At 46.0% G+C, this 24,550-nt stretch carries 22 protein-coding genes; 16 read left to right on the plus strand and 6 right to left on the minus strand.

What is annotated here, in order from left to right; genetic code table 11:
* Nucleotides 1-69: 69 nt before the first annotated feature.
* The 5 genes from MKY42_RS03980 to MKY42_RS04000 all read left to right on the plus strand — a co-directional run bounded on the left by MKY42_RS03980 (nt 70) and on the right by MKY42_RS04000 (nt 5,272).
* Entirely contained in the window at nt 70-1,152 is a 1,083-nt protein-coding gene (locus MKY42_RS03980) for a hemolysin family protein (protein WP_339848744.1), read from the plus strand.
* A gap of 299 nt (nt 1,153-1,451) precedes the next feature.
* Nucleotides 1,452-2,405 carry a ring-cleaving dioxygenase gene (locus MKY42_RS03985; RefSeq protein ID WP_179265720.1) on the plus strand — a complete coding sequence of 318 codons (954 nt, stop codon included), beginning with the start codon at nt 1,452-1,454 and terminating at the stop codon, nt 2,403-2,405.
* 14 nt (nt 2,406-2,419) lie between these two features.
* The gene (locus MKY42_RS03990) at nt 2,420-3,025 is read left to right on the plus strand and encodes an alpha/beta hydrolase (RefSeq protein ID WP_090904938.1); all 606 of its coding nucleotides are present in this window, start codon (nt 2,420-2,422) and stop codon (nt 3,023-3,025) included.
* A gap of 352 nt (nt 3,026-3,377) precedes the next feature.
* Nucleotides 3,378-4,670, plus strand: a complete 1,293-nt coding sequence (ilvA, locus tag MKY42_RS03995) for a threonine ammonia-lyase IlvA (RefSeq protein WP_090904885.1) — start codon at nt 3,378-3,380, stop codon at nt 4,668-4,670.
* Nucleotides 4,670-5,272, plus strand: a complete 603-nt coding sequence (locus tag MKY42_RS04000; protein WP_339848748.1) for a GNAT family N-acetyltransferase — start codon at nt 4,670-4,672, stop codon at nt 5,270-5,272. Before ilvA ends, MKY42_RS04000 begins: the two co-directional genes overlap by 1 nt.
* A 149-nt stretch (nt 5,273-5,421) precedes the next feature.
* On the opposite strand, the gene MKY42_RS04005 is transcribed toward MKY42_RS04000, so the two are convergent.
* The gene (locus MKY42_RS04005) at nt 5,422-6,390 is read right to left on the minus strand and encodes a hypothetical protein (RefSeq protein ID WP_339848751.1); all 969 of its coding nucleotides are present in this window, start codon (nt 6,388-6,390) and stop codon (nt 5,422-5,424) included.
* Between the two features lie 287 nt (nt 6,391-6,677).
* On the opposite strand from MKY42_RS04005, the gene MKY42_RS04010 reads away from it, so the two are divergent.
* Together MKY42_RS04010 and MKY42_RS04015 are read left to right on the plus strand one after the other, a co-directional pair.
* Complete coding sequence (locus MKY42_RS04010; protein WP_339848754.1) at nt 6,678-9,830, plus strand: copper amine oxidase N-terminal domain-containing protein; 3,153 nt, start codon at nt 6,678-6,680, stop codon at nt 9,828-9,830.
* A 437-nt stretch (nt 9,831-10,267) separates the two neighbouring features.
* The gene (locus MKY42_RS04015; RefSeq protein WP_339848757.1) at nt 10,268-11,185 is read left to right on the plus strand and encodes an AraC family transcriptional regulator; all 918 of its coding nucleotides are present in this window, start codon (nt 10,268-10,270) and stop codon (nt 11,183-11,185) included.
* Between the two features lie 335 nt (nt 11,186-11,520).
* On the opposite strand, the gene MKY42_RS04020 is transcribed toward MKY42_RS04015, so the two are convergent.
* Nucleotides 11,521-12,363, minus strand: a complete 843-nt coding sequence (locus tag MKY42_RS04020) for a DUF1129 family protein (protein WP_339848760.1) — start codon at nt 12,361-12,363, stop codon at nt 11,521-11,523.
* 413 nt (nt 12,364-12,776) lie between these two features.
* Between MKY42_RS04020 and MKY42_RS04025 the strand changes: the two genes are divergently transcribed.
* The 3 genes from MKY42_RS04025 (at nt 12,777) to MKY42_RS04035 (ending at nt 15,049) form a co-directional block, all read left to right on the plus strand.
* Complete coding sequence (locus MKY42_RS04025; protein ID WP_091000884.1) at nt 12,777-13,013, plus strand: hypothetical protein; 237 nt, start codon at nt 12,777-12,779, stop codon at nt 13,011-13,013.
* A 239-nt stretch (nt 13,014-13,252) separates the two neighbouring features.
* Nucleotides 13,253-14,083: an alpha/beta fold hydrolase gene (locus MKY42_RS04030; RefSeq protein ID WP_339852696.1), complete on the plus strand. Its 831-nt coding sequence runs from the start codon at nt 13,253-13,255 to the stop codon at nt 14,081-14,083.
* A gap of 180 nt (nt 14,084-14,263) precedes the next feature.
* Entirely contained in the window at nt 14,264-15,049 is a 786-nt protein-coding gene (locus tag MKY42_RS04035) for a class III extradiol ring-cleavage dioxygenase (RefSeq protein ID WP_079697187.1), read from the plus strand.
* 175 nt (nt 15,050-15,224) lie between these two features.
* Here MKY42_RS04035 and MKY42_RS04040 read toward each other — a convergent pair whose 3' ends face one another.
* Both MKY42_RS04040 and MKY42_RS04045 read right to left on the minus strand, forming a co-directional pair.
* Entirely contained in the window at nt 15,225-15,437 is a 213-nt protein-coding gene (locus tag MKY42_RS04040) for a hypothetical protein (RefSeq protein ID WP_076291601.1), read from the minus strand.
* Nucleotides 15,438-15,595: 158 nt separating this feature from the next.
* Nucleotides 15,596-16,135, minus strand: a complete 540-nt coding sequence (locus MKY42_RS04045) for a DoxX family protein (protein ID WP_339848775.1) — start codon at nt 16,133-16,135, stop codon at nt 15,596-15,598.
* A gap of 336 nt (nt 16,136-16,471) precedes the next feature.
* Between MKY42_RS04045 and MKY42_RS04050 the strand changes: the two genes are divergently transcribed.
* The 4 genes from MKY42_RS04050 to corA all read left to right on the plus strand — a co-directional run bounded on the left by MKY42_RS04050 (nt 16,472) and on the right by corA (nt 20,689).
* Nucleotides 16,472-17,539, plus strand: a complete 1,068-nt coding sequence (locus MKY42_RS04050; protein WP_090904872.1) for a DUF3048 domain-containing protein — start codon at nt 16,472-16,474, stop codon at nt 17,537-17,539.
* Between the two features lie 216 nt (nt 17,540-17,755).
* Complete coding sequence (locus MKY42_RS04055) at nt 17,756-18,373, plus strand: DUF47 domain-containing protein (protein WP_062327047.1); 618 nt, start codon at nt 17,756-17,758, stop codon at nt 18,371-18,373.
* A 14-nt stretch (nt 18,374-18,387) separates the two neighbouring features.
* The gene (locus MKY42_RS04060; protein WP_090904871.1) at nt 18,388-19,377 is read left to right on the plus strand and encodes an inorganic phosphate transporter; all 990 of its coding nucleotides are present in this window, start codon (nt 18,388-18,390) and stop codon (nt 19,375-19,377) included.
* Between the two features lie 352 nt (nt 19,378-19,729).
* Nucleotides 19,730-20,689 (plus strand): magnesium/cobalt transporter CorA, encoded by a 960-nt coding sequence (gene corA / locus MKY42_RS04065; protein WP_090904870.1) that lies wholly within the window; start codon nt 19,730-19,732, stop codon nt 20,687-20,689.
* A gap of 360 nt (nt 20,690-21,049) precedes the next feature.
* On the opposite strand, the gene MKY42_RS04070 is transcribed toward corA, so the two are convergent.
* Together MKY42_RS04070 and MKY42_RS04075 are read right to left on the minus strand one after the other, a co-directional pair.
* Nucleotides 21,050-22,141 carry a DNA alkylation repair protein gene (locus MKY42_RS04070; protein WP_179261702.1) on the minus strand — a complete coding sequence of 364 codons (1,092 nt, stop codon included), beginning with the start codon at nt 22,139-22,141 and terminating at the stop codon, nt 21,050-21,052.
* 182 nt (nt 22,142-22,323) lie between these two features.
* Nucleotides 22,324-22,950: a hypothetical protein gene (locus tag MKY42_RS04075; RefSeq protein WP_090904868.1), complete on the minus strand. Its 627-nt coding sequence runs from the start codon at nt 22,948-22,950 to the stop codon at nt 22,324-22,326.
* Between the two features lie 448 nt (nt 22,951-23,398).
* Here MKY42_RS04075 and MKY42_RS04080 point away from each other — a divergent pair, with 448 nt between their 5' ends.
* On the plus strand, nt 23,399-23,689 hold the full coding sequence (locus tag MKY42_RS04080) for a YerC/YecD family TrpR-related protein (protein WP_017690665.1): 291 nt from the start codon (nt 23,399-23,401) through the stop codon (nt 23,687-23,689).
* 2 nt (nt 23,690-23,691) lie between these two features.
* Nucleotides 23,692-24,471 carry a CbiX/SirB N-terminal domain-containing protein gene (locus MKY42_RS04085; protein ID WP_179261700.1) on the plus strand — a complete coding sequence of 260 codons (780 nt, stop codon included), beginning with the start codon at nt 23,692-23,694 and terminating at the stop codon, nt 24,469-24,471.
* Nucleotides 24,472-24,550: the final 79 nt, after the last annotated feature.

A 24,550-nucleotide genomic window follows, 5' to 3' on the forward strand; every position in this document is an offset into this window, starting at 1 on the left:
CAATTTTATTTGAAAACTTAAATTAAAATGATCAACTTGGAGGTGAATCCCTCATTTTGAGGGAAATCATTGGACGGAATAATAGCCTTAAACTTATTTTTAGTAGCCGTATTTATAGGTCTGACCGCCTTTTTCGTTGGAGCGGAATTTGCAATTCTGAAAGTACGGATGTCCCGAATAGATCAGTTGATCTTGGAAGGGAACAAAAAAGCGGTATTGGCCAAAAAAGTGGCTCACAATCTGGATTATTATCTATCTGCGTGTCAATTGGGTATCACGATCACAGCGCTGGTATTGGGCGCATTGGGTGAACCCACTGTTGAGAAAATGCTGCATCCGTTGTTTGAGCGACTGGAAGTCCCAGCGGCGTTGTCTACGGTACTTTCGTACGGGATTGCCTTGGCAATCATTACGTTTCTGCATGTGGTTATCGGTGAATTGGCACCGAAAACACTGGCGATCCAGTTTGCAGAGAAGATGACACTATTGCTTGCACCACCGCTGTACTGGTTCGGTAAGATCATGAATCCGTTCATCTATGCCCTGAATGGGGCTGCTCGTCTATTGCTTGGAATTTTCGGTATAAAACCTGCCGGTCACGATACAGTTCACTCCGAGGAGGAACTGAAGCTGATTATGGCACAGAGTTATGAGAGTGGAGAAATTAATCAGACAGAGCTGGACTACCTCAAAAACATTTTTGCTTTTGATGAGCGTTTGCTTCAGGAGATTATGATCCGCAAAGAAAAAATCGTTACGCTGGACAAAGAAATGCCGCTGGATCGTATGATCGAGGTTCTAAAGCAGCATGAATATACACGTTTCCCGGTGATCGAAAAAGGAAATCAGGATCAATTCATTGGATTTATCCATACAAAGGAAATGCTTACGAGTGTTGCAGCAGGCCGGGAATTCAATATGGATACGTTTGTACACTACATGTTAAAATTTTCGGAGTTATCGCCGATTAAGGATGTCTTGGTCCAGATGCAGCAAAGTCGTTCCCATATCGCTACAGTTCATAATGCAGAAGGGGAAACAGTTGGTCTGGTTACGATGGAGGATATTCTTGAAGAAATTGTCGGGGATATCAAGGACGAGTATGATGGCAAAGATCTGGTTCAACCGACTAAGCGATTAAAATTAACCTAAAAGTAATGCGAGATTATAAGGATCGATGTTGTGCGGCGGCAATTGAATAAGTTTCAAGGAAGACAGGTTTCCGAGTGATCGGGGCCTGTTTTTTTGCCCATCCGAGTATACTCAAGCGGCATTCAGCAGGTTAAAGTCCAGCAATATCTTAACTTTAAAACAAAAGCTTGCAAATCGTGGCTTAATGGATTAATATAAATTTAAAGAATCTTAATTTAAAGATAAAAAACAAAAAGCAAAGCAATGTATAACGAACTGCTAAATATAACAATGATACAAATAAAACCAAGGGAGTGGAGATTATGTTCAGAACTTCAGGAATCCATCACGTAACGGCTTTTGTAGATGATGCACAGAAAAACGTTGATTTTTACGCAGGTGTATTGGCACTGAGAATGGTGAAAAAAACAATTAACTTTGATGCACCGGATGTGTACCATCTGTATTATGGCAATGAGGATGGCGCTCCTGGCACTATTATCACCTTCTTCCCGCAGCAGAATGCTAGAAGAGGTGTCATCGGCGCAGGACAGACTGGAGTAACCGTATATGCGATTCCGGTGGGCAGTCTACCATTCTGGAAAGAACGTCTGGCATCCTTCGATATTCCATTTGAAAATAAAACAAGATTTGGCGAGCAATACATTCGTTTCTTCGATAAAGGCGGTCTGTTGCTCGAGTTGGTCGAGCGTGAAGGAGGTCAGCCAAGTCAGTGGTCATTCAACGGCGTACCCTCTGAACATGCCATCAAAGGTTTTGGTGGAGCTGTTTTATTCAGCCATGTACCTGACAAAACAACGGATGTACTGACAACGATGCTCGGTCTCGAGCAGGTAGGAGAAGAGGATGGAATCATTCGTCTGCAGGCGAGTGGTGACATCGGTCAACTGATCGACATTCAATCGACTGGAATCCAACGGGGAATTGGCGGAGCAGGGACGGTTCACCATATTGCATGGCGCGCAAAAGATTATGTCGAGCACGAACAAATGCAGCAGGAGCTTCAAAAAGCCGGATATCATCCAACTCCGGTCATTGACCGCCAGTACTTTAACGCCGTGTATTTCCGGGAACCGGGAGGTATACTGTTTGAACTGGCTACTGATCCTCCAGGATTTGCACGGGATGAACCACAGGAGAGCATGGGTGAAAAACTGATGCTGCCTGAATGGTACGAACCACAGCGTGAGCAGATTGAACAGCTGCTGCCACCTATTCAAGTACGTGAATGGAAAGGAGAGTCCAAATCATGAGTACTACTAATACAATGAAACATATCTATAAAGCAGGTTCTCAGCCAACTGCTCCCACCCTTTTGTTACTGCACGGGACAGGTGGAACGGAGAACGATCTGGTAGGTCTGGCCGAGATGATTGCCCCAGGAGCAGGTATTCTGGGGGTGCGTGGTAACGTATCCGAAAATGGAATGCCTCGTTTCTTCCGCCGTTTGGCGGAAGGGGTGTTCGATGAAGAGGATCTCATTGCACGGACAGCGGAACTGGGTTCTTTTGTGGATGCAGCCGCTGTGGAGTATGGCTTTGATCGTGCCAATGTCTTCGCACTGGGCTATTCCAACGGAGCAAACATCGCAGCAAGTCTGATTTTCCATCAGGCTGATGTTTTTAAAGGAGCGATTCTGCACCATCCAATGGTACCGCTTCGCGGTCTGCAATTGCCAGAACTGAAGGGGCTGCCTGTATTCATCGGAGCAGGAGAGAACGATCCAATTGTGCCGAAACGAGAAACGGATGAACTCGCTTCACTGCTTAGTGGAGCAGGTGCAGCCGTGCACATGCACTGGGAGCGTCAGGGACATCAGTTGACTCGTACCGAGGCGGAAGCTGCTGAGGCGTGGTTTAAGACTCAGGCTTAAAAATTTGACTAGTTGCTTTAAATACTTCTTTTAAAAGGGATGTCCCATAGGTCATGAAAATGACGGGGATACCCCTTTTTTGCCGTTTATACGGTTTAAGGAACCGAGCAGCATGCTACTCGTGCAATTTCAATGATCCACTTTTTAATGAATCAGAGCGACACTATGCCTTGTCCTAAAGTATGGAATAATCTATAATCAAGTAATTGATAATGATTTTCAATTAGATACGGTTTGTTTGCGAATGGTAAATGATGCGAGCTCAGGCGCAAGAACAGTGCAAAAGTGATACAATAAAAAGAAAAAGCAATGCTTGCATTGCCAACAAAGATAAGCGGAGTGTGGATAAGAGATGAAACCAGTGGAACAAGAACCAACGGGAACTGCCAATCCCGGCCGTACCGGTGTTGGCATGGAAGATATCGTGCGCGCACATCATGTGCTGCGTGAAGTCATTGTAAGAACGCCATTGCAGCGGGATGCTGTATTGTCGGCCAAATATAACTGTAATGTGTATCTTAAACGGGAAGACCTGCAGGTGGTACGTTCGTTTAAAATTCGTGGAGCATACAACATGATTCGTAGTCTGACTCCTGCTGAACTGGAGAAAGGCATTGTCTGCGCGAGCGCGGGTAACCATGCGCAGGGAGTTGCCTTTTCCTGTAACGCGCTTAGCATCCACGGCAAAATTTTTATGCCGAGCACAACTCCTAACCAGAAGGTGAAACAGGTACGTCGATTTGGTGGAGATAATGTTGAAGTGGTGCTGACAGGTGATACGTATGACGATGCTTATGAAGAAGCTATGCGTGCGTGTAATGAACAGGGCATGACGTTCATCCATCCGTTCGATCAGCCGAAGATCATTGCGGGTAATGGTACGGTAGCGATGGAAATCATGGAGAGTCTGGATGAAAAAGCGGATTATGTATTCGTCACAATCGGTGGTGGCGGTCTGGCTGCTGGTGTTGGAACCTACATGAAGACGGTTAGCCCGGAAACCCGCATCATTGGCGTAGAACCACTTGGCGCGGCTTCCATGAGTGAGGCCATGTTCCGCAAGCAGGTTGTCACGTTGGATAATATTGATAAATTCGTGGATGGTGCTGCGGTGAAACGCGTTGGTGACCTAACCTTCGACATCTGTAGCAGCACGTTGGATGATATTGTGAAGGTGCCTGAAGGCAAAGCCTGTACAACCATTTTGGAGCTATATAATGAAAATGCGATAGTTGTGGAGCCTGCTGGTTCTTTGGCGGTTGCTGCACTCGAGCAGTATCGCGAACAGATTGCGGGCAAGACGGTTGTCTGTGTGATCAGCGGCGGCAACAATGATATCGATCGGATGCAGGAAATCAAGGAACGTTCGTTGATTTATGAAGGTCTGAAATATTATTTCATGGTCAATTTCCCACAGCGAGCGGGAGCTTTGCGTGAATTCCTTGTGGAAGTACTGGGACCCAATGACGACATTGCCCGTTTTGAATATACGAAGAAGCATGATAAGGAAAATGGACCGGCCTTGGTGGGCATCGAGCTGATGTACAAGGAAGATTACCAGCCGCTGATTGAACGTATGAATCGTAAAGGCCTCGCGTATACCGAGCTGAACAAAAATCTCAATCTGTTCAACATGTTAATCTGATGAAGCAATCCAATGTGAAGTCGGACCGTAGTGAGGCACAGCCTCTGTTGAGACCTGCTCGCAAAGAAGATGCCGCACAAGTCATTCCTTTGCTTTATCAGGCGATTGGTGATATTGCCTATGCTCTGGCGGGTGAAGGTGAGCATGAGAAAGCGATGCAGATATTGCAGCAATTTTACGTGCAGGAAGACAATAGGATCAGTTATCGCAACATAACGGTAATGGAGCAGAACGAACAGGTCGCTGGAATACTGGTAGCGTATGATGGCGGTGAAGCAGATCTTCTGGATCAGCCAATATTGGATCGGCCTGGTCGGAGTACAGATGAGAAATATACGTTGGTCAAAGAAACCCGTCCCGGGGAGTATTATCTGGATACTCTATCCGTAAGCGAAGCGTATCAGGGGCAGGGCATCGGCAAGGCGTTGATGGCTGCTTTTGAGCAGCAGGGAAGGGAACTCGGACACTCCCAGGTGTCCCTCATTGTTGAACGGGACAATGGCCGGGCCTTGATGCTGTACGAACGGCAGGGCTATATCAAGGATGAAGTCATTGTCATTGGTGGACATGAGTATAACCATATGGTCAAGCCAATTCTGTAGTTCATGCATCCGAACGAATTAGCCTGGTGTAGGAGATTCAATTCAAATTCAATTCATCGATAGAACCACAAAGAAAAGCCGACATGGGAGCGAATCCTATGTCGGTTTTCTTTGTGTTCTTTATATGCTTTAGGTGATTAATATCATGATTATTGAATAGCAGCATCCGCCCCGGTCGGAACATTCTGTTCCAGCCATTTCTCCACCGCAGCTGTTTTCTCATACTTCGCTTCCTTAACCACATCCATAAAGGCATCCAGCTTGGAGAGAAACACACTATCGACGGATGCAAGACGCTGCAAGACGCCGTTGTAACCTCTTTGGGCGTTAGCAACCATTTTGTTCGTTTCATAATCAAACAGCGGTGTATTGTTCAGCCCATAAAAGGTATACAGGGTATAACTGTTCAACAGATCCTGTACCTGCTTGGCCCGATTCGATTTCGGATGCAGCTCCAGGAATCTTTCCTGGCTAAGTGCCCGAAGGAGAATTTCCTGATATCCAATGACCAGAGCTCCGTCATCCGCAGGCAGGTTTTTCGTTTCCTTCGTCATGATATTGATGTAGCTTGAGATATCCTCTGTAATTTCAGAGGTATATTTCACGAATGCCGCATAATTCATAATGGGATAGAGGGAGCCTTCGAGCATGACGAGGCGATAGCCGCTGTCACGGGCTTCTTTTAAAAGTACACGCAGATCGGAATTCTGGGTACGCTCCATGAGTTTAGTGAAACTGTCGTTCGCTTGGTATGCCTTGAGCATTTTGTCCTGAACGTTAGGAACGAGCAAGCGGTCCGTCATGGAGGTTAGAGCCTTCAGGCGTGCATTCTCCAATTGAAGCACCATCAGGGTGGCATGATGCTTTGTTACTTTTTTGATATTGGATTCCAGAAAGGTGTCAGCGGCGGGAAGGCCGTTCTTTTTTCTGAGCATGGACTGAAAGATTTTATATATGGCGGTTGAACTGCTGGTGGTTACTTTGGTATCCAGGCTTGAAGGAGCGGCAGTAGCAGCTCCGGATGTAGCTGGGGTTCCTGTAAAGATTGCAGCAATGGTAACGACTGTGATGAAGAATCGCATCCTTTTGCGTTGACCAGATAAGTACGATGATGTCATCTGTGTGAACCTCCCGTAATTATAAAGATAATAGGTTGTTATTCACTATACATTAAACGAAATTGGGAAAGATGTTGTTGCGGAATAATGACAAATTCTTCTGTTATTTTTAACCTTTGGAGGGTAGATGGTGCAAGGACATTTCTGCGAAAATATTTTTTGTGGGATTGGAAACTTTTACTCATGTTCATACGTCTTAGATGTGCACAGGAAATTACAGGAATAAATTGAAATTCATCAACGATCACATTTTAACTTAAATATTGAAGAGAATGGGGATATTGGATATGAGAAAAGCGGGAGGACGTCAAGTGAAAAAGGTGATGTCAGCACTGGCCGTATCGGCCATGTTGATGTCTGCACTTCCAACGTCAGTTATGGATGCAGCGGCAAGAATCAGTATTTATATTAACGATGCGGAGTTATCCTCTGCACAGGCTCCTGTGATGAAAGGTGGACGTGTACTGGTTCCATTACGCTCTATTTTCGAAGGCTTGGATGCCACGGTAAAGTACACCAATAAAACCAAAACGATCACGGCGAACCGGGGAGATCAGGAAGTATCGCTGAAACTGGGTTCCAAAACGGCTTACATCAACGGAGAAGCGGTAGCGCTAGATGTACCTGCAAATACCATCAAGGGAAACACAATGGTTCCAATTCGTTTTGTTAGTGAAGCTTTTGGGGAGAAAGTATTCTGGAATTCCCGCAATCAGCGGGTAGATATCAAAACAACGTCTACTCCTCCTGTGGATGAGACACAATATGCAGCATGGAACATTTACGGTGCTGTGTCAGGAAGCAATGGGGATGGTCGAGATCTGACCGTAAGTTTCACACGTCCGACGTCTGAGAAGGCTGTATCCGCATATCGGATTATGTTGGTAAAAACGCGTGATGTGAACAGTTTCAATGAGTCTGCGGCAACGGCAGTACCATCTAGTAATTACACTTCCATTTCTCCAAATGGCACCGATCCAAGATTGACATTGAATGCTCAGACACGTGACGTGAACGGGGATCTGTTGAATTCAAATGAAACCTATCGATTGTATGTACTTACGGTGGGGAACAGCAACAACAGCTACAAAAATCAGCTGGCCTGGTCTACCCAGTCCATAAAACTAAACAATGTGAAAACGACGGTGCAGCCTGTCACAGGCCTGCGGATCGCAGATATCAGTGATTATGGCGATGGACGTGATCTGGAAATTAACTTCACACAGCCAAGTACCACATCCAATATTACGTATTACCGTGCTTTTGTAGTTAAGGCGAAAGACGCTTCTTCATTCAATCTAACTACGGCCAATAATGTGTCCAGTTCGAATTCAACCATTATTTACAAAGGTAACAGCGCAGCGGTCAAAACCCAGCTCAGTTCCTCGACGCGTGATACATCCGGGGAATTGATCAAAAACGGCACATCTTATGTCGTTTACATTGTATCCGTGAGCTCCAATGCGGCAACAGCAGACAATAAACTGTCCACAGTATCATCTTCACTTACGCTGGGCGTAAACACAGCAACAGCGCCAGTCATCACGCAAGTAAAAGACAATTCGGATTATGGAGACGGTCGTGACATTCAGGTGAGCTTCAACCGTTCATCCGATGAGTCCAAAGTTGCTAATTATCGAATTTTTGTAGTGCGGAACTCGGTATCCAGCAGCTTTAATCTGACTACGGCGAGCAATCTGTCTTCCAGCTTGTACTATAACGTGAACAAAACAGGCAACAACATTACAACAACACTGCCATCCTCCATGAAGGACACAAGTGGTTATAACGTAACGAATCTGCAAGATTATCGAATCTACGTTATGGCTGTAGGCAACCAGCAGAATGGATATACTAATGCGCTGTCTTCGTCGTCAACGCTGTTGAGACTGATAACGAATAGTAATGCTGGCGTTGCAAGCAATATCGGGGTTGCTGATGTGAGTGACTATGGCGATGGGCGCGATCTCCGGGTTTCGTTTAATAGAGCTTCGGATGAATCCAATGTTTCTGCGTATCGGGTATATGTGGTACGTTCTGCTTATGCAGGCAGCTTCACACTGAGCGCGGCTAATGCATCGAACAATTATTATCAGGTGAGCAAAACGGGTGGAAATCAGTCATTTACTCTTCCGAGCAGCGCGGTAGATACTAATGGATCTCGAATCTCTAATGGTGTTTCTTATCGTGTGTTCGTCCTGTCGGTAAGCAATAGCGGCAATTCCAGCCAGAATGCATTGTCATCTTATTCTTCACAAATTACGCTAGTACAGAACTCGACTGTGGCCGCTCCGACCTACGTGAATGCAGCGGACATCGGAGATAATGGAGACGGTAGTGATTTGCAGGTGACATTTAATAGATCGTCTAATGAGACGAATGTTTATCATTATCGTGTTTTCGCAGTCAAAACGGCGAATTTGGGTGGGTTCGATTTGGCCGAAGCAAATCGGAACTCAAACTATAAGGTTGTAAATAAAGCTAGCGGAAGCGGAAATTATACTTTGACTTTAAAGGATGTAAAAGCAACAGATGGTACAGATATTCGCAATGATGAGAACTATCGTATATTTGTGCTTGCAGTAAGCAATACCAGCAACTCTTCCAATGTGCTGTCCACGGCGTATGCTGATATTAAATTGTCTGTAACAAGTGCCGTTGGAAAAGTTAAAATCACTGATGTAGAAGTTAAAAATGAAGAGCAAGCTGCTGGTGATGCAACGGATGTGACTTTGAAATATACTGAACCAGCTTCAAAGGTAGGGATCAGTCGTTATGTTTTAATGATTGCCCCGACTGGAAGCACATTTAATCTAAGTATGGCAAAGAATATTGCATTAGTTAATAATAGTAGATCTGTAGGAATAAATGGTAGTCCAGTTTTACTTTCAAATGCTCTGCTTGACATTAACGGTCAAAATATTGAAGCAGGTAAATCGTATACTGCATATATTTTATCAGAATCCTCCGACAGCAAACGTGAATCAAACATAGATTCAGCTACTTTCATAATTAATGCTAAAAAACAGTCACCAACATTTGTAGAGAAGGTAGCAGATGTGAAGGCAACGGCAACCGATACTTCGATTAGTGTAAGTTTCACCAAGCCTGGCAATGAAACAGGAATTTCTCGTTATGATGTGTACGTTGTTAAAGCTAAGAGTGGTTCAGGTGATACTGGAAAAGCTTTAGAAAGAGTGAATATTGGTAGTAACCCAAGAACAGCAACTGTGAATATTGGAGTTTCCTCCAATGATTCTGACGGTTCAGTTTTTGAAGCGGGAGAATACAAAGTTCTGGTAGTTTCTGTGGCTAGTGATAATACTAAGTATAAAAACAATTCAGAAGTAGCTACATTTCCAATTTCGGTAGCTCCTACGGGTACAGACCAAGGGAGCAACAATACACCAGCACCAGCTGGAGATACACCATCTTCATAATAATAAAGTAAGATTAACGTTAAACAAGGTAAGTAGTTCGTTTTGAGCTCCAGAAGTAGTGGAGGGGACGGAATCGATTCTGAAGAAGCGGTAGCGCTCGCCTTTGTCTCCGAATTTAAACCTTATAGAGGTTGAATCAAAAAAAATTTGGAGACAACAGCGATCGAAAGAACGATCCGTAACCGGAACGGCCACTCCAAGAACCAACAATCTTATCTTTCAGTTATGTTAACACTCAGCCTCCCTTTCCAAATGAGAAGGGGAGTTTTTTTATTTATCATCTTAAAAGTTGTTGTGTCATCGCAGTAGATTTTGTGAATCGTATGTAATCCATTTTAAAAATCCTGTCACCAAAAAGGTTCCTTTGACCGTTGCTGCAACGAGTCAACCGATGGATAATAGGAGGAAGAAGAGCATGATCCGAAAGGAATGATGGAATGCTTGCATTTCGCTTGACCGGCCTGCCGGATTCCCGGTTGCCTCTGTATCTGTATTGTGTGGGAACACAAGAAGAGAAGGTCCAGTTCAGACCGGATGGATTTCCGGTGTATCAGCTTTTTTTGTTACGCAGCGGCAAGGGAGAATTTAAGGTTCCAGGTGAAGGAGCATGGACAGTATCGGCAGGTGAACTGTTCGTGATCGAACCGGGGGTGGCACATGAGTATATTCCGCATTCCAAAACACACGGGGAGCTTGGATATATTGGCATTGGTGGAGAGGCGGCGGGGGCGGTGCTTCGGTCGGCGGGACTGCTGCCAATGGGGCCACGGCGTTTGTCCGAATTTGAACAGTTCTGGTCAAGAGTGACGGGGATCTGGCACTCGCTGGACGATGGGATGACTGAAATGTGGAACAGCTCAACGATCATCTACCAGCTTATTCTGGACATGTCTCGTTACATCCTCCCGCTGCATGATGAGACAGAAGAGCGAGAAGCAAGGCGTAGGTCGTTAACACGTTCTGAGCGCGAGTCGGAATCGGCAAATGAAGCATTCACTCGAGCAGTGTCGCTGATGCATTCACACTACCAGGATGATCTGCTGCTGAAGCATGTAGCTGAAGCTGTTGGTTATTCAGTGCAGCACCTGAACCGATTATTTCACCAGAGACATGGGGTGACGGGACATCAGTACATGCAGCGATTACGTTTGCACAAGGCATCGGAATGGCTGGACAAGCACCCACGAGCAAGTGTAAGAGAGGCTGCGGAGACGGTTGGTATGGAAGTGAACTACTTTATCCGCATGTATAAGCGAGAATTCGGAGAGACCCCGGGCAAGGAAATCAAACATCGCATTCAGCTCAAAATGGAGAGAGACTCTACGGGTTCTGTGGATCATCTATATGAAGTATGATAAGCCCTTCCTTTCGGGAGGCGGGATCAGCTTCATACGAGCTACTGACTGTATGTAAGGTTACTCATAAGGTGTGGCACATGATCACCTTTACCTCTGATAGATAAAGAGCATTATGAGCTTTTTCTGAACGGTTTGAAAATAAAAATAGCTGTCGAGAATTTCTCAACAGCTGGCCAGGGGCCATTATGGCCCCTTTTTGGACACTCGATAATCTATCTCATCACCGAATGTCGTACTTCAAATGTCGTACTTCATTCGTACTTTAATCTTCGCACACCACATTACTGTACGATATACCCAATGCTACTGCCCCACCAAGGGCATCAGCATCCTTATGCTTTCTTTTGTCCAAATAGTGGTCTCAACGTAGCCAAGCCCACAATACCGATCACAAGACTTATCCACGGAGCCAGCGTAAATACGGGAAGGCTGTCACGCAACGGATATCCTACAAATAAGACAAGCACAACGATAACGATATAGATGGCGATCCCACGAAGGTTGATCTGTGGTCTGGCCGTCTTGTCTGCTCCCTGATCATCTGGACGCTCAGCAAGGCGACGAAGCATTTCAACCAGTGCAATACCTCCAACCGCCGCAACGATAAGGGAGAACAGGCTGATATGGCTAAATGGTTCCGTATCTCCACCCGTCCAGCCAATAAATAGCCCTACTGCACCTTGAATCAGCATGACAAAAGACAAAGCTGCCCAAGAGATCATGAAGTACCATTTAGGCGTCCGTTTCACTTGATCCGGAGTCTCCGCGGGTTCCACTTCAACCGCTGCTGTCTTTTTGGCTGAGGTACTGGTTGTTTTATTGGATTTGCTTCCGGAGCTCTGTACAGCCTTACTTGAAGCTCTGGATGAGTCCATATGAATTTCGCCAGCAGTTGCAGCCGGATTATTATCATCTGCTACTCCTAGTTGTGAATAGATATGTTGTTCCAGATTAGGTCCATATAACTCGCGAGCAGGCTTACCGTCACGCTGAGCTTGTACGATGGCTCTTCCAGCCGAGAGAATCCATTCTTCCTGCGTTCTCTCATCGGCAGGTGCTTGGCGCGCAATGGTGCTGATCTGATCAAACAGTTTTACATGCTCCGGTGTCATTTTACTCATTTCGGTCATTTGCCGATTCTGTATTTCTTTCAACTTTTTATAGGAAATCCCCAATGATTGCTCCCCCTGTCTACACACGTTCTGATCCCCGTTGATCTGGAGACCCTGACGGTATTTTAGTATACGGGAAGGGCTCTCGTTTCGCAAAGTCATTCCTTATAAAACAACTGTTTACGATTCGACCATAGCCCTGCACAGGCCAGAATGACACAGGTGCATAACAGCACCAGTTTTCCGTGACTACGAATCCATTCCAAGATGTGTTCCATGAATTCAACCCTTTCGCCAGAAGGAATCAGAGGCAAATGTTGGCTATAATATTTTGCTTAGGTTCTCCGTTGTTCGCCATTAATATGCGTAAGTGCTCGTCAAGTTCTAACGATTGTGTGAAGAATGAATAAAGTACAGCCGATTCCACCACAATAGTAGCATTTCCAACAGAAACCAGGGATTGGAGTGTGGCAGGTATGGATCAACAAACGGATAAACTAACAAGGAAGCTGCTGCTGAATAGCAACTCTCGTGGAGTAACAGATGAGGTTGTGCCAATGGAAGAGACGTTGGAGGATGTTGAATATGCGGAAGAGTATACAGATGGAACCTTTCAGTCTGGGAGCTTCTGGGGGAGCTCGAATTCGGTTCATGAACATGATTGGCAGGGTCGAGTGGAGACCCATGAGATGTTCCGTCGCAGTTATGAGTAGTGACATTAAGGATTAGAAATGATTCGAGTCAGCTGTGATCAGCTTGGCTCATTTTTTTTGCGAAATTACCGATAAAATGTAGACAAGGTACGTCTGGAACTAGACATTTCCTCGCGTTGACTTGAGGTTCACAGGATGATAATATACTAATATCATCTTAATACACATTAAACTTATCGGATTTATATATAATTAACAAAATGAACAAGAGCAGGGAAGAATGGAAAGGGGAAATGGGCATGGAGCGTCAGATCAGTATTCGTCATGGGCAAGAAGAATTAACAGCCACGATTCATTATCCTGTCGTCAAAGACATCAAGGAGGGAAATCACCAACAGCGCGTGCCTCTTGCTATCATCTGCCATGGATTCGTAGGGAGTCGGATCGGTGTGGATCGTCTGTTTGTGAAGACCGCCCGTGAGCTGGCCGAAGATGGGTATTTGGTGCTGCGCTTCGATTATATCGGCTGCGGGGAGAGCAGTGGTGAGTACGGAGCTGAAGGACTGGAATCCATGATTACCCAAACACGTTCTGTGCTGGACTATGCGGTTAATTGCAGTGATGTAGATCCAACCCGTGTAACGCTGATCGGTCATAGTCTGGGTGGAGCTGTTGCGCTGCTCACTGCTGTCCGTGACAAACGGGTCAAGAATCTTGTGATGTGGTCATCCGTGGGATACCCGTTCAATGATATTGTGAAAATTACGGGACGTGATGTATACGATGAAGGGGTGAAACTTGGGGCTGCTGATTATCTCGGCTACAAGTTTACACCAGCATTCTTTGAATCACTGGCTGAACATCAGCCTTTCCAGGAAGCCGTTAAATTTAACGGGGATGTGCTGGTGGTGCACGGTACGTCGGATGAGACCATTCCTGTCGATTACGCATTCCTGTATCAAAAGGTATTCTGGATGCGCCAGGAAGGCCGCTGCGACAAGGAGATTATTTTCCAGGGCGATCATACCTTCTCTTCCGGTAAAGAGCGTGAACAGCTGATTACGCGTACGAGAGAATGGCTGGGAGAACGTCAGAAGATCGAACAGGATTGGCAGCACTGGATGATCTAAGAGTGGTTATATAGCAATCTTTATCTTTAAGCTAGAACATTCTATATCCAATATGGATTGGTCCATAAGGCCACATACGCGTCCAGATTGCATCTGATTGGGATGTTAGCTTGGAAAAGCGCCTTCTTCGGGGTAAAATAGAAGGGTAAGCATACTATCCGTGTCTGGAGGTTGGCAGCAATGACATTACCCGCACTATTCATTGCGCATGGTTCTCCCGCTCTGGCGGTGGAGAGCAATGATTACACTCACTTTTTGAACCAGCTTGGAGACAGGCTGCCGGCTCCGAAAGCCATTGTTGTATTTACGGCGCATTGGGATCGTCCCGAACCGTCCGTGACAATGGATGATACACATCAGACCTTGCATGATTTTTACGGATTTCCCTCTAATATGTATACAATGAATTACCCTGCACCTGGTCAGCCAGACCTTGCGAATGAGATCTGCGCTCTGTTCACCCGTAGTAATCTCCCACATCAACCGGTTCGAGGCCGGGGATTGGATCATGGGGTATGGGTACCGCTGCTACACATGTATCCAGAGGCCAATATTCCTGTAATTGCGGTATCTGTCGATTCGCTGCGTTCCCCGCAGGAACAGTATGATATTGGCCGGATGCTGGAGCAGCTGCGTCATGATAATGTGCTGATTATTGGCAGCGGTGGAACCGTTCATAACTTGCGTATGCTTGGCAGTAATGATGAGCCGCAAGACTGGGCAGTGGAATTCGATAACTGGATTGGCGAGCGGCTGGAGCAGTGGAATACGAGAGAGCTGTTTCAATATGACAAAAAAGCGCCCCATGCCCGCACAGCAGTTCCATCTTATGGAACGGAGCACATTGCGCCTTTGTTCTATGCCATGGGTACGGCCGATATGTCACGATCTGCAAAACGTCTATTCCAGTCGTATCCTTACGGTACGCTCAGTTTGAACTGCTGGCAGTTTGGTGACGGCGTATAACTTGGAACAGACAAGAGGATGTAAACAGGTCCGCGGATTGTATTTTGCAAAAACACGTAGTTCTTTGACCAGATAGAGTTAGGTTATGAATGAGCTGATCCAAAAAGGTTTCTGCGGCCAGCGTAATGGGCCTCAGGAACCTTTTTCTATAACTTGACCATTCTGCAAATGAGATTCACTTGCGAATCTCGAAAAGCTCACATGCTGTACGCGAGTGATATGCCAGTTCACTTACACTGGACTGAACCACAACGGTATTGCTGTCAAAACGGATAATGACGCCACCGGAATCAATCTGGTGATTATCTTTAAAAACACGGACTTTATGCTTCATTTCCATGGCTTCCTGGAAGTCGGCATCGGTCTCAAGACGGCGCTGGGTTGGCATGTCATGTACTCCTTTGATTATAATCGATCGATATGTTCATCATAATACGTGTTTCTGTCGATGGGCAAGTCGGATGACCTACAAGCATATATAAAAATACAAAAAAGTCCTGCTCTCCAGGGGGAGGGGAGCAGGACCGGATCATGTCTACTTACGATTTAGGCTGTTTTGTGCGTAGGATTTATCGTTGGTGTTTCTTTAGGCTGGCTTCCTTTATTGCGATTGAACAATCCGCGAAGGTAAGGCATTACCCAACGATCCAAACCAATTTTACCAGCGTTCGCACCTGCAACTACAAGGAAGATTTCCATCAGAACTAATTGAGCATTCGTGCTTACTGTTCCCGAGAAGAGGAACGCGAAGTTCATGACCATCGCCATCAGTGCTGCCAGTGTTGTAAAGCATCCAAGAATGAGACCCAGACCTACAAGGAATTCACCCAGCGGGATGATGAAGTCGAACAGTCCTGCATTTGGTACCGCGAATTTCTCAAGGAAGGTTGCCCACCAAGCTTGCACCGCCGGGTGATCACCAGTTGCTTTTTCTACAGCGCCTGCAAGGAATCCGCCAGCTTCGAATCCACCTGTTAATTTGCCCCAGCCGTGTGTCATCCAGTCGTAACCGATATACACCCGAAGTACTGTCAAAATCCACATTGCCACTTTGTTTTCTCTAAGCCATTGGTTGAAGCTGAACATATAAACCACTCCTTCATGGAATCTAGTGTGTGTTGTTTTTGTTTTTCTAAGTGATCACCTTTGATGTCTTTATTGTATAGTTCAAAAGTCATCTTGTTTGTGATTATTATCACAATCTAGTTCAAATTTTAAGTAAGGTTTGAGAAGTTCACATTTAGGACATATTTTTCATCCTGACTCAGGTTTCAAATGTAAAATGCAGGGTAGAAAATACGCTCTCTATCGAAGACAAATGGTGCTGTGTGTGATTAAATGGAAAGAAATACGTGAAATGGTCACCTTCATAAGAGCAACTACAGCCTAGATTTCAGCCATATCGTTCAGGAGGTACATATATTGAAGCAATTGAAATGGAACAAGATGGTTTCTGCGGCATCAGTGCTTATTCTGGCCTCAAGTCTGGTTGCTTGCCAGAGTAAGGAGATGGTTCAAATTCCGAAGCCGGAGTCCGTTCCTACACCCGTACAGGAAGAACAAGAGACGGAAGAGCCTGCTACGTCGCTCTATACAGCCCCATTGACGGGTCTGCCTGTTGATGAAGCCATTACGCGCCGCCCATTGGCGGTTATGATTAACAATGCTCCTGCAGCACGGCCCCAATCCGGTCTGAGTGCGGCAGATATTATGATCGAAGTGCTCGCTGAGGGAGGCATCACCCGTTTTATTGCCATCTTCCAAAGCGAAGGCGGGGCAGAGACGGTTGGGCCCGTGCGCAGTATCCGTCCGTATCTGATCGAGCTTGGTGAGAGTTATGATGGGGTATTGGTTCATGCGGGTGGCAGCCCGGATGCCTATTCCATTTTGCAAAAGCAGCAGAAACAGCATATGGATGAGATATCGAATAGCGGCCCTTATTTCTGGCGTTCCTCCGATCGTAAAGCACCGCACAATCTGTACACGTCGGCGGACAAGCTGAGAGAAGGCGCGGACACCAAAGGGTATAGTCACGACTTCAAATCCCCTGTATATACGTATAACGAGGAGGGAGCCACGTCTAGCGGGGAGTTGGCCAAGCAGTTCGATATTCATTATTTATTGGAGAGCTACCGGGTCACGTATGATTATGATGAAGTTAGCGGACGATATATGAGATTGGTGAACGGAAAGGCAGATCAGGATCTGGATAACGGCAATCCGATCGGAGCGTCCAACATTATTGTAGCGGGTGCGGATCATAAGGTGCTCGATAATGTGGGCAGATTGTCCGTTAATCTGGAGCAGGGCGGTGAAGCCATGCTGTTTCAGAGAGGCAAAATGATTCGAGGACAGTGGGTCAAAAAACCGGGTGATATTATTCGATTTGTACAAAATGGGACCGAAGTTGCTCTTGTTCCTGGCAAGACTTTTATCAGTATCGTTCCGAATCAGCCAGACTTTGCAGGACATGTCGAAATTGAAAATTAATCCAATTTGAAGAGAAATGTAAACGCAGTGTAAAATTTCATCATCATTTTTCCAGCCATTCCAAATAATTAAGATTCATTTCAGATTTATGTGATAAGAATATAAAAAAGGATCATGCCTTATGTACAAACCGTGAAACATTTATGATAAGATATCAAAGGTTGTCATTTCATGTTTCATCGGTTATCGGCAATTTCTCGTAAAGGGGATAGAGCTATGAAGCTTAAGAAGAAGAAGGATATATTTTTTGAGACACTAGAGAACATGGCAGATACGGTCGTGCAAGCGGCTGATTATTTCTCCCAACATGTTTCCAACCTTCAGGATGTGACTCTTTTTGCCAATGAAATGAAGAAGTACGAGTCCCAGTGTGATGATTATGTTCATACCATCATTACAGAGCTCAACAAGACATTTATCACGCCGATCGAACGCGATGATATTATGGAACTGACAACGACACTTGATGACGTATTGGACGGACTCGAAGCAACGGCTTCCCGTTTCTATATGTACCAACTGACTGACCCGGACGAATATATCGTTCAATTCGCTGAAATTTTGCGCCAATCGGCTTACGAAATTCAGAAGGCCATTCATTTGCTGTCTCAGAAAAAATTGCTGGCGATCCGCGAGTACACGATTCGTCTGAACGATCTGGAAAACCAGGGCGACGAAGTGCTGCGCAACTGTATCAAGAACCTTTTCGCTACTGTGCCTGATCCGATTGAACTGATCAAACGCAAAGAAATTTACGAACGTCTTGAGACAACAACGGATGCTTGTGAACACGTAGCGAATGTGCTCGAATCCATCATCATGCGTAATTCTTAAGGAGCCAGAGAATAATGGAAACAACGATTTGGGTATTGGGTATAGTCGTCTTCCTTGCACTGGCGTTTGACTTCATCAACGGATTCCACGATACGGCGAATGCCATTGCAACTTCGGTCTCGACACGAGCACTGACTCCTCGCCGGGCAATCCTTATGGCTGCCGTGATGAACTTTGTCGGTGCCATGATGTTTACTGGAGTAGCGAAGACGATCGGGGGGAGTGTAACAGACCCCACCAAGCTGGATAACGGGATTGAGGTCGTCATAGTCACCTTAATCGCCGCGATTATCTGGAATCTCGTTACATGGTGGTTCGGAATTCCTTCTTCATCCTCGCATGCATTGATTGGTGCTCTTGCTGGTGCTGTACTTGTTGGCGCAGGGGCTGATAAAGTCAAATGGAGTGGATTTATTGACATCGTCGGAGGGTTGTTATTATCACCTCTGATCGCATTTGCCATCGGGTATGTGGTCATGACCATTCTCAAATATATTTTTGCCAAACGCAGTCCGCATAACGTGAACAAAGGTTTCCGTACGGTACAGATTTTCACAGCAGCACTCCAGGCGTTTACGCATGGTACCAATGATGCACAGAAGGCAATGGGGATCATTACCTTTGCACTCGTTGCAGCAGGCGTACAGGATCATCTGGAAGTTCCGTTGTGGGTTAAAATCTCTGCGGCAACAGCGATGGCTCTTGGTACTTCCATCGGTGGTTGGAAAATCATCAAAACGATGGGAACCAAAATTTTTAAAATTGAACCGATTAACGGATTTGCAGCAGATCTGTCAGCCGCATCTGTTATTTTCACAGCAACCTTGCTCCACCTGCCGGTGAGTACAACTCACGCAATCACATCTGCCATTCTGGGTGTTGGTTCCGCGAAACGTTTCTCAGCCGTGAAATGGGGACTAGCTGGACGTATCATTATTACGTGGTTCATTACAATTCCGATTACCGGGGCGCTGGCAGGATTGTTGTACTGGATCATTTTCTAATTCGAAAAAGTGTTCCAGAACAAATTTTGGATTTCAGACAAACTGTTCATAACGTTGTGAATATCGGGATATGTGGACAATTAAACAACCAAAAAGAAGAGACGCCTGTGCATGAACGTGTGGACAGGCTGGATATGTGGATAGCCATCCGTGGAATGATAAACCAAAAGAAGATATTCCTGTGGATACAGGAGACTGTGGATAGGGAAATGAGAGAAGCCAACAGGGTTGGCTTTTTTTGTTGTCGCGTTTGCAGGATAACGTGTGTATAATGGGCTGTTGCAGGGGACGGTTCAATGGTTAAAGTTGTGCAATAGCGTAAAGGATACAAGACAAGGACGTGGTCTAATTTATGATTCGTACACTCGCCATCTCACGGGATCATCAGGTATCTGTAAATGTACCGCTGACACAGCTGGATCTGCAGGATTACGCCTGGGTATGGGCAGATTTCAATCAGCCTTCCGAAGAGGAAAGCAAGTTACTGGATACATATTTTCATTTTCATCCATTAGCTATTGAGGATTGTATGCATGTGTTGCAGCGACCCAAGCTCGATTATTATGACAATTTGCAGTTCCTCGTGCTGCATGCATTGAATCCGACCACATTGGAAGCGGAAGAGGTGGACCTGTTTCTGGGTGCAAACTTCCTGGTATCCTATCATCACGGGGCCCTGGAGGAAGTCGATGAAGCTTGGGAGCGATTGCTGCATCATGCGCATGAACGAACCATTTGGGCCCGAGGCCCGGTGGCAGCGGCGTATACGGTGATGGACAAGCTGGTCGATCATTATTTCCCGTCTCTATTTGCCATTGAGGATGAGCTGGCTGAACTGGAGAACCGGGGCGGCAAGGAGTCGGTGGAAGACCTGATGAATCAGGTGTTCGACTTGCGCAGTCGATTGCTGAAGCTTAGACGGACGGTAGTGCCCATGCGGGATCTGCTCTATCGGGTAGTCAATTCTCAGCATGTGCAGCGAACTGGGGAGCATACCGTTTATTTTACCGATATCTATGATCATTTGTTGAAGCTGACAGACATGATTGAAGCTGATCGGGAAATGACGGCTGACCTGCGTGACAGTTACATCTCCTTGAATTCCAATCGAATGAACCAGATTATGAAGACCCTCACCGTAATTACAACAGTCTTTATGCCACTGACGCTGATCGCGGGGATCTATGGCATGAACTTTGCTTATATGCCTGAGCTGCAATGGAAGTTTGGGTATGGAGCTGTGCTGCTGCTGATGTTTGTTCTGGGCGGAAGCATGGTGGCCTGGTTTGTGAAGCGGGGCTGGTTTAAATAAGAAAGACTAGCAATTGGATAGCAAGCGAAGAGTTAGCGATCTGCACAGATCGCTTCTTTAGCCTGTGTACGATGTGTATAAGAGGGCAAATAGGAGTACATATAGATTGGTTTTCGGAATAGATGTCCACATGTGGATAAGATAAATGAAGAAGCAACATGTGCATAACTTTATTTTGAAGGATATTTGGCTGCTACGAACAGAGTGAAAATAGTAAAAGGCATCTTCAGTAGTGAAGACGCCTTGGGGAATTTCTCGATGAATGGATTCTATGAGCTGAATTCTAACATGGGATGCATATCATAAAATGAACCGTGCCACGTTTTCATGATAAGTTGGATGGCTACAGCATAGGGTAGTTTACTCTGCTTGCTCCAATACAAATGTGGCCGTAGCGGCAGGTTGTCCATTAACGACAATCGTTAGCGTATGCAAACCAGCGTAATGCTTTCTCGTCGTAATGACTTTGAACGATTGCTTCGTTGCAACCTTGGTTCTCCCTGTAGGGAAGGTTTTGTCAGAGCATTTGAACCGCTTGGGTGCCTGCTTGCCATTGGCTTTCATATATCCGATTTCATATTCGATTCGCAGCATCTGTGACTGACCACTTTTATTTACCACATCAAAAGAGAAATGAAGATCTTCCCCGATGGCTACGGTATCTCTTGCAAGCTGAAGATGCTCGATATGTGTCGCATCCTGCTCGACATAACCAAAGAGGCTCAGCGCCTTCGGATGTCCCTTTTTCAGCAAAGAGCGGCTTGCATGACGAACGATCCAGTCCGTATGCTCATGTTGTCCGTACCAGCTGGAGGCCAAATCCAGGACCAGTTCAGGGTGGTCTTTCGAGATGTCGTTCAGGTGGTTGGCTACACTTTTTCGGACATACAGGGATTCGTCCTGCTTCAATTCATGCAGAATGGGAAGTACGGGTGTTGGATCGGTGATGAACCCCCGAAGTTTGGAACCCCATGGAAGACGTGGACGGCTGCCTTCACTGGCAAGCCTGCGTATATGTTCATTCGGACTGCCCGTCCATTCCATCATGCGTTTCATCGTTTCGATCGGGTATCGTTCAATAAAAGGGCGTACCGCGAACTCGGAACTGGAATAAGGTGTGAAGAGGGTCAAGTATTTCATGGATAGTTCGTAGTTTTCCGGCGCAAGTCCGTTGACTTCAATAAAATCGGGAACGAACAGATACTCGACCCCTCGCATATGCGGTGCGGCCTGCTCAATCACGTGTAATGCCTCTTCATAGTTGTCAGGGAGAACTTCGGTCAATGCCGACGTAATGCGGCGGATACGAGCTTTGAATTCCAGCTCTCCCCAGCCTTCGGCAAATACAAGTTCACGAAATTGCTGTTTGTCCAACTTGGGGTAGAATTGGTGTAACCATTCCCCTGTCCGGTCGATTAATGCGGGAGTATATTTGTCTTTGAACAGTTCCATAATCCGCCTCCTTTATCTATAACTCAGTATACCTCAATTTACGGGAATAAGAACATAGGTTCTTAAAAAATGGTTAGGAAAATTCTCTTATATTAAAGAATGAGTGAATTGATGGGGAGAATAGATGGAAGTGGATTAAGGCACCCCCTTATGTAAGAGGGCACCTGGGAAAAATGTTAGAGTTATTTGCTTTTTTTGGGACGACGTTTGGTGGAATTGGATTTATTCCGGCCCGTTTTACTACTCGTGTTCCGTTTGCGAGGAGCAGAGGTCGTTTTTTTACGACGTTTGCGTGAGCGAGGTGGCGAATACTCTTCATAATCTTTATCCGCAAGACTGCTGCTCTTTTTTCCTTTTCCAAAAGGCAGAATCCCCATCACCAGTTTCATCATGGGTGCCATCTGCTGGAAGCCGCCAACGACCTTTTGCATTTTGCCGATTCCGTTCATGATGCCATCAATTCCACCAAAACGGTCGATCATTCCTTTCAGTTCCCCGATGTTGGCCAGGGAAAAGCCTGAGGAAGACGCAGGCGCTTCCACCGGAACAGGGGGAGCAACAGGAGCTCCCCCGCCGAAAAAGTTTCCACCAGGTCCCCCCGGGCCACCTGGACTATAAGGTACAAGTCCGGATGCTTCAACCTCTTGGAATTGAGGGTAGTAAGGCTCTACTCCAGGATACATGGGTTGAACCTGAGCTTCATTCAATGCCCGTGGCGGCATATAGGCAGAAGAATGGGCCTGCCGTTGCGTATGGGAAGACGGACGCTGCCGTGGAGCGGGCTGGCGGTGATAATAATGCTGTGGCATGAACTATCACGTTCCTTCTATGTTGGATTTCGGAATTGCGTTCCTTCAGCTGCTGGACGTGCATAACAGACCGAGTCGGAACTCCCTTTTGCTATACTGTATGTCATTAGCGGAGAGACGGCGTAGGCGAGTATCCCGTAAAACGGGATATTTGCGGATTTGGGCGCAGAGAGGATGCCAGCTTCACAGTGGAATTATATTTTTCCGACACAAAATTGTCACATTTTAAATTTGATAATTCCTACATAATTAATAGGAAATATACACGGAAAAAGAGGGAAAATCGTAAGAAAGAGGAGGATTGTGCGCGCACGGAGGACATTTATGCTATATGAAAGCGGTAACATGTATTTTTATTCTGTAGTGCGTGAAATCGTTAACGCTTGAAATACCAACTCAGGCTGGGTACAATGAAGGTACACAGTAACCGCTAGGGGATGATGATGAAATGCAGCTGAAAAAGCTAAATGATAAAAGCATTGAACAATTATTTGAGGCTATTTTGACTCTGAAAGATATTGAAGAGTGTTATGTGTTTTTTGATGACCTCTGCACGGTAAACGAGATTCAATCCATGTCCCAGCGGCTGGAAGTAGCACGTATGCTTGGCAAAGGAAATACTTATAACCAGATTGAAGCGGAGACAGGTGCAAGCACAGCCACGATCTCTCGTGTAAAACGCTGCCTGAACTACGGTAATGACGGTTATAAAATGACGCTGGAACGCCTGGGACGATAAGGATGAAGAAACCGGGTGTACTCATCATTAGTCACGGTTCTCAGGAGAAGACCTGGGTAGAATCCGTCGATGACGCGGTCTCCCGGTTGAATCTGCCTGAATCATTGCCCGTTGAAGCCGGGTTTCTTGAACTGGTGGAAGGACGCCTGATCCAGGACGGTATCAACCGACTGGAAGCACAGGGCGTAACTGATATATTGGTCGTACCTCTGTTTGTATCGTCCGGTAGTACACATGTGGATGAGATTGAGTATGCCATCGGTGCCAAAGACGCTCCGGAGCGTGAGACGGATCTGGAACCCTTTGAGGTGAAAGCACAAGTCCACTTCGGCTATCCTGTGGATAACGACCCGGATATTGCGGTCATGGTCTGGGACAAGGTAAAGGCCCTGTCGCAGCAGCCAGAACAGGAGACGATTCTGCTAGTCGGACATGGGAGTATTCACGATGGATTCCGTCAGCGCTGGGAAGCGGGTATTTCTTCACTCGCACAGCGGGTGCAGGAAGTCAGCGGTGTTGCTCATACCGATTATGCGCTGCTAAATCCGGACAGTGTGTACAGCAAGGCGAAATACTGGAGTGAAGAGCGGGGGAGCCGGGTTATTGTGGCGCCGTTGTTTTTGAGTGCCGGTTATTTCACTATGAAAGTGATTCCGAGCCGACTGAAGGAGCTGGATTACGCGTATAGTGGTGAGACGCTGCTTCCACATCCGCTATTAGGGACGTGGCTGGAGCGCCAAATTCAACGTTTACTGGAAAGATGTAATGAGGTTAAGGTTTAGGATAGGGAAAGCAGGTCGCTGCTAGCGATTATTTCCGTTCTCTCTAACAATAGCTTAAACACCAAACGGCAGAGATGCC

This window comes from Paenibacillus sp. FSL W7-1088 (assembly GCF_037969855.1).
Lineage (GTDB): Bacteria > Bacillota > Bacilli > Paenibacillales > Paenibacillaceae > Paenibacillus.

Bases quoted from the DNA above. Each gene is read 5' to 3' on its own strand.
- MKY42_RS04030 (WP_339852696.1), top strand. From the start codon at position 13,253: ATGGAGCGTCAGATCAGTATTCGTCATGGGCAAGAAGAATTAACAGCC.
- MKY42_RS04085 (WP_179261700.1), top strand. From the start codon at position 23,692: ATGAAGAAACCGGGTGTACTCATCATTAGTCACGGTTCTCAGGAGAAG.
- MKY42_RS04010 (WP_339848754.1), top strand. From the start codon at position 6,678: ATGAGAAAAGCGGGAGGACGTCAAGTGAAAAAGGTGATGTCAGCACTG.
- corA (WP_090904870.1), top strand. From the start codon at position 19,730: ATGATTCGTACACTCGCCATCTCACGGGATCATCAGGTATCTGTAAAT.
- MKY42_RS04045 (WP_339848775.1), bottom strand. From the start codon at position 16,135: ATGTTCAGCTTCAACCAATGGCTTAGAGAAAACAAAGTGGCAATGTGG.
- MKY42_RS03990 (WP_090904938.1), top strand. From the start codon at position 2,420: ATGAAACATATCTATAAAGCAGGTTCTCAGCCAACTGCTCCCACCCTT.
- MKY42_RS04025 (WP_091000884.1), top strand. From the start codon at position 12,777: ATGGATCAACAAACGGATAAACTAACAAGGAAGCTGCTGCTGAATAGC.
- ilvA (WP_090904885.1), top strand. From the start codon at position 3,378: ATGAAACCAGTGGAACAAGAACCAACGGGAACTGCCAATCCCGGCCGT.
- MKY42_RS04075 (WP_090904868.1), bottom strand. From the start codon at position 22,950: ATGCCACAGCATTATTATCACCGCCAGCCCGCTCCACGGCAGCGTCCG.
- MKY42_RS04035 (WP_079697187.1), top strand. From the start codon at position 14,264: ATGACATTACCCGCACTATTCATTGCGCATGGTTCTCCCGCTCTGGCG.
- MKY42_RS04070 (WP_179261702.1), bottom strand. From the start codon at position 22,141: ATGGAACTGTTCAAAGACAAATATACTCCCGCATTAATCGACCGGACA.
- MKY42_RS04055 (WP_062327047.1), top strand. From the start codon at position 17,756: ATGAAGCTTAAGAAGAAGAAGGATATATTTTTTGAGACACTAGAGAAC.
- MKY42_RS04040 (WP_076291601.1), bottom strand. From the start codon at position 15,437: ATGCCAACCCAGCGCCGTCTTGAGACCGATGCCGACTTCCAGGAAGCC.
- MKY42_RS04005 (WP_339848751.1), bottom strand. From the start codon at position 6,390: ATGACATCATCGTACTTATCTGGTCAACGCAAAAGGATGCGATTCTTC.
- MKY42_RS04015 (WP_339848757.1), top strand. From the start codon at position 10,268: ATGCTTGCATTTCGCTTGACCGGCCTGCCGGATTCCCGGTTGCCTCTG.
- MKY42_RS04080 (WP_017690665.1), top strand. From the start codon at position 23,399: ATGCAGCTGAAAAAGCTAAATGATAAAAGCATTGAACAATTATTTGAG.
- MKY42_RS04000 (WP_339848748.1), top strand. From the start codon at position 4,670: ATGAAGCAATCCAATGTGAAGTCGGACCGTAGTGAGGCACAGCCTCTG.
- MKY42_RS04060 (WP_090904871.1), top strand. From the start codon at position 18,388: ATGGAAACAACGATTTGGGTATTGGGTATAGTCGTCTTCCTTGCACTG.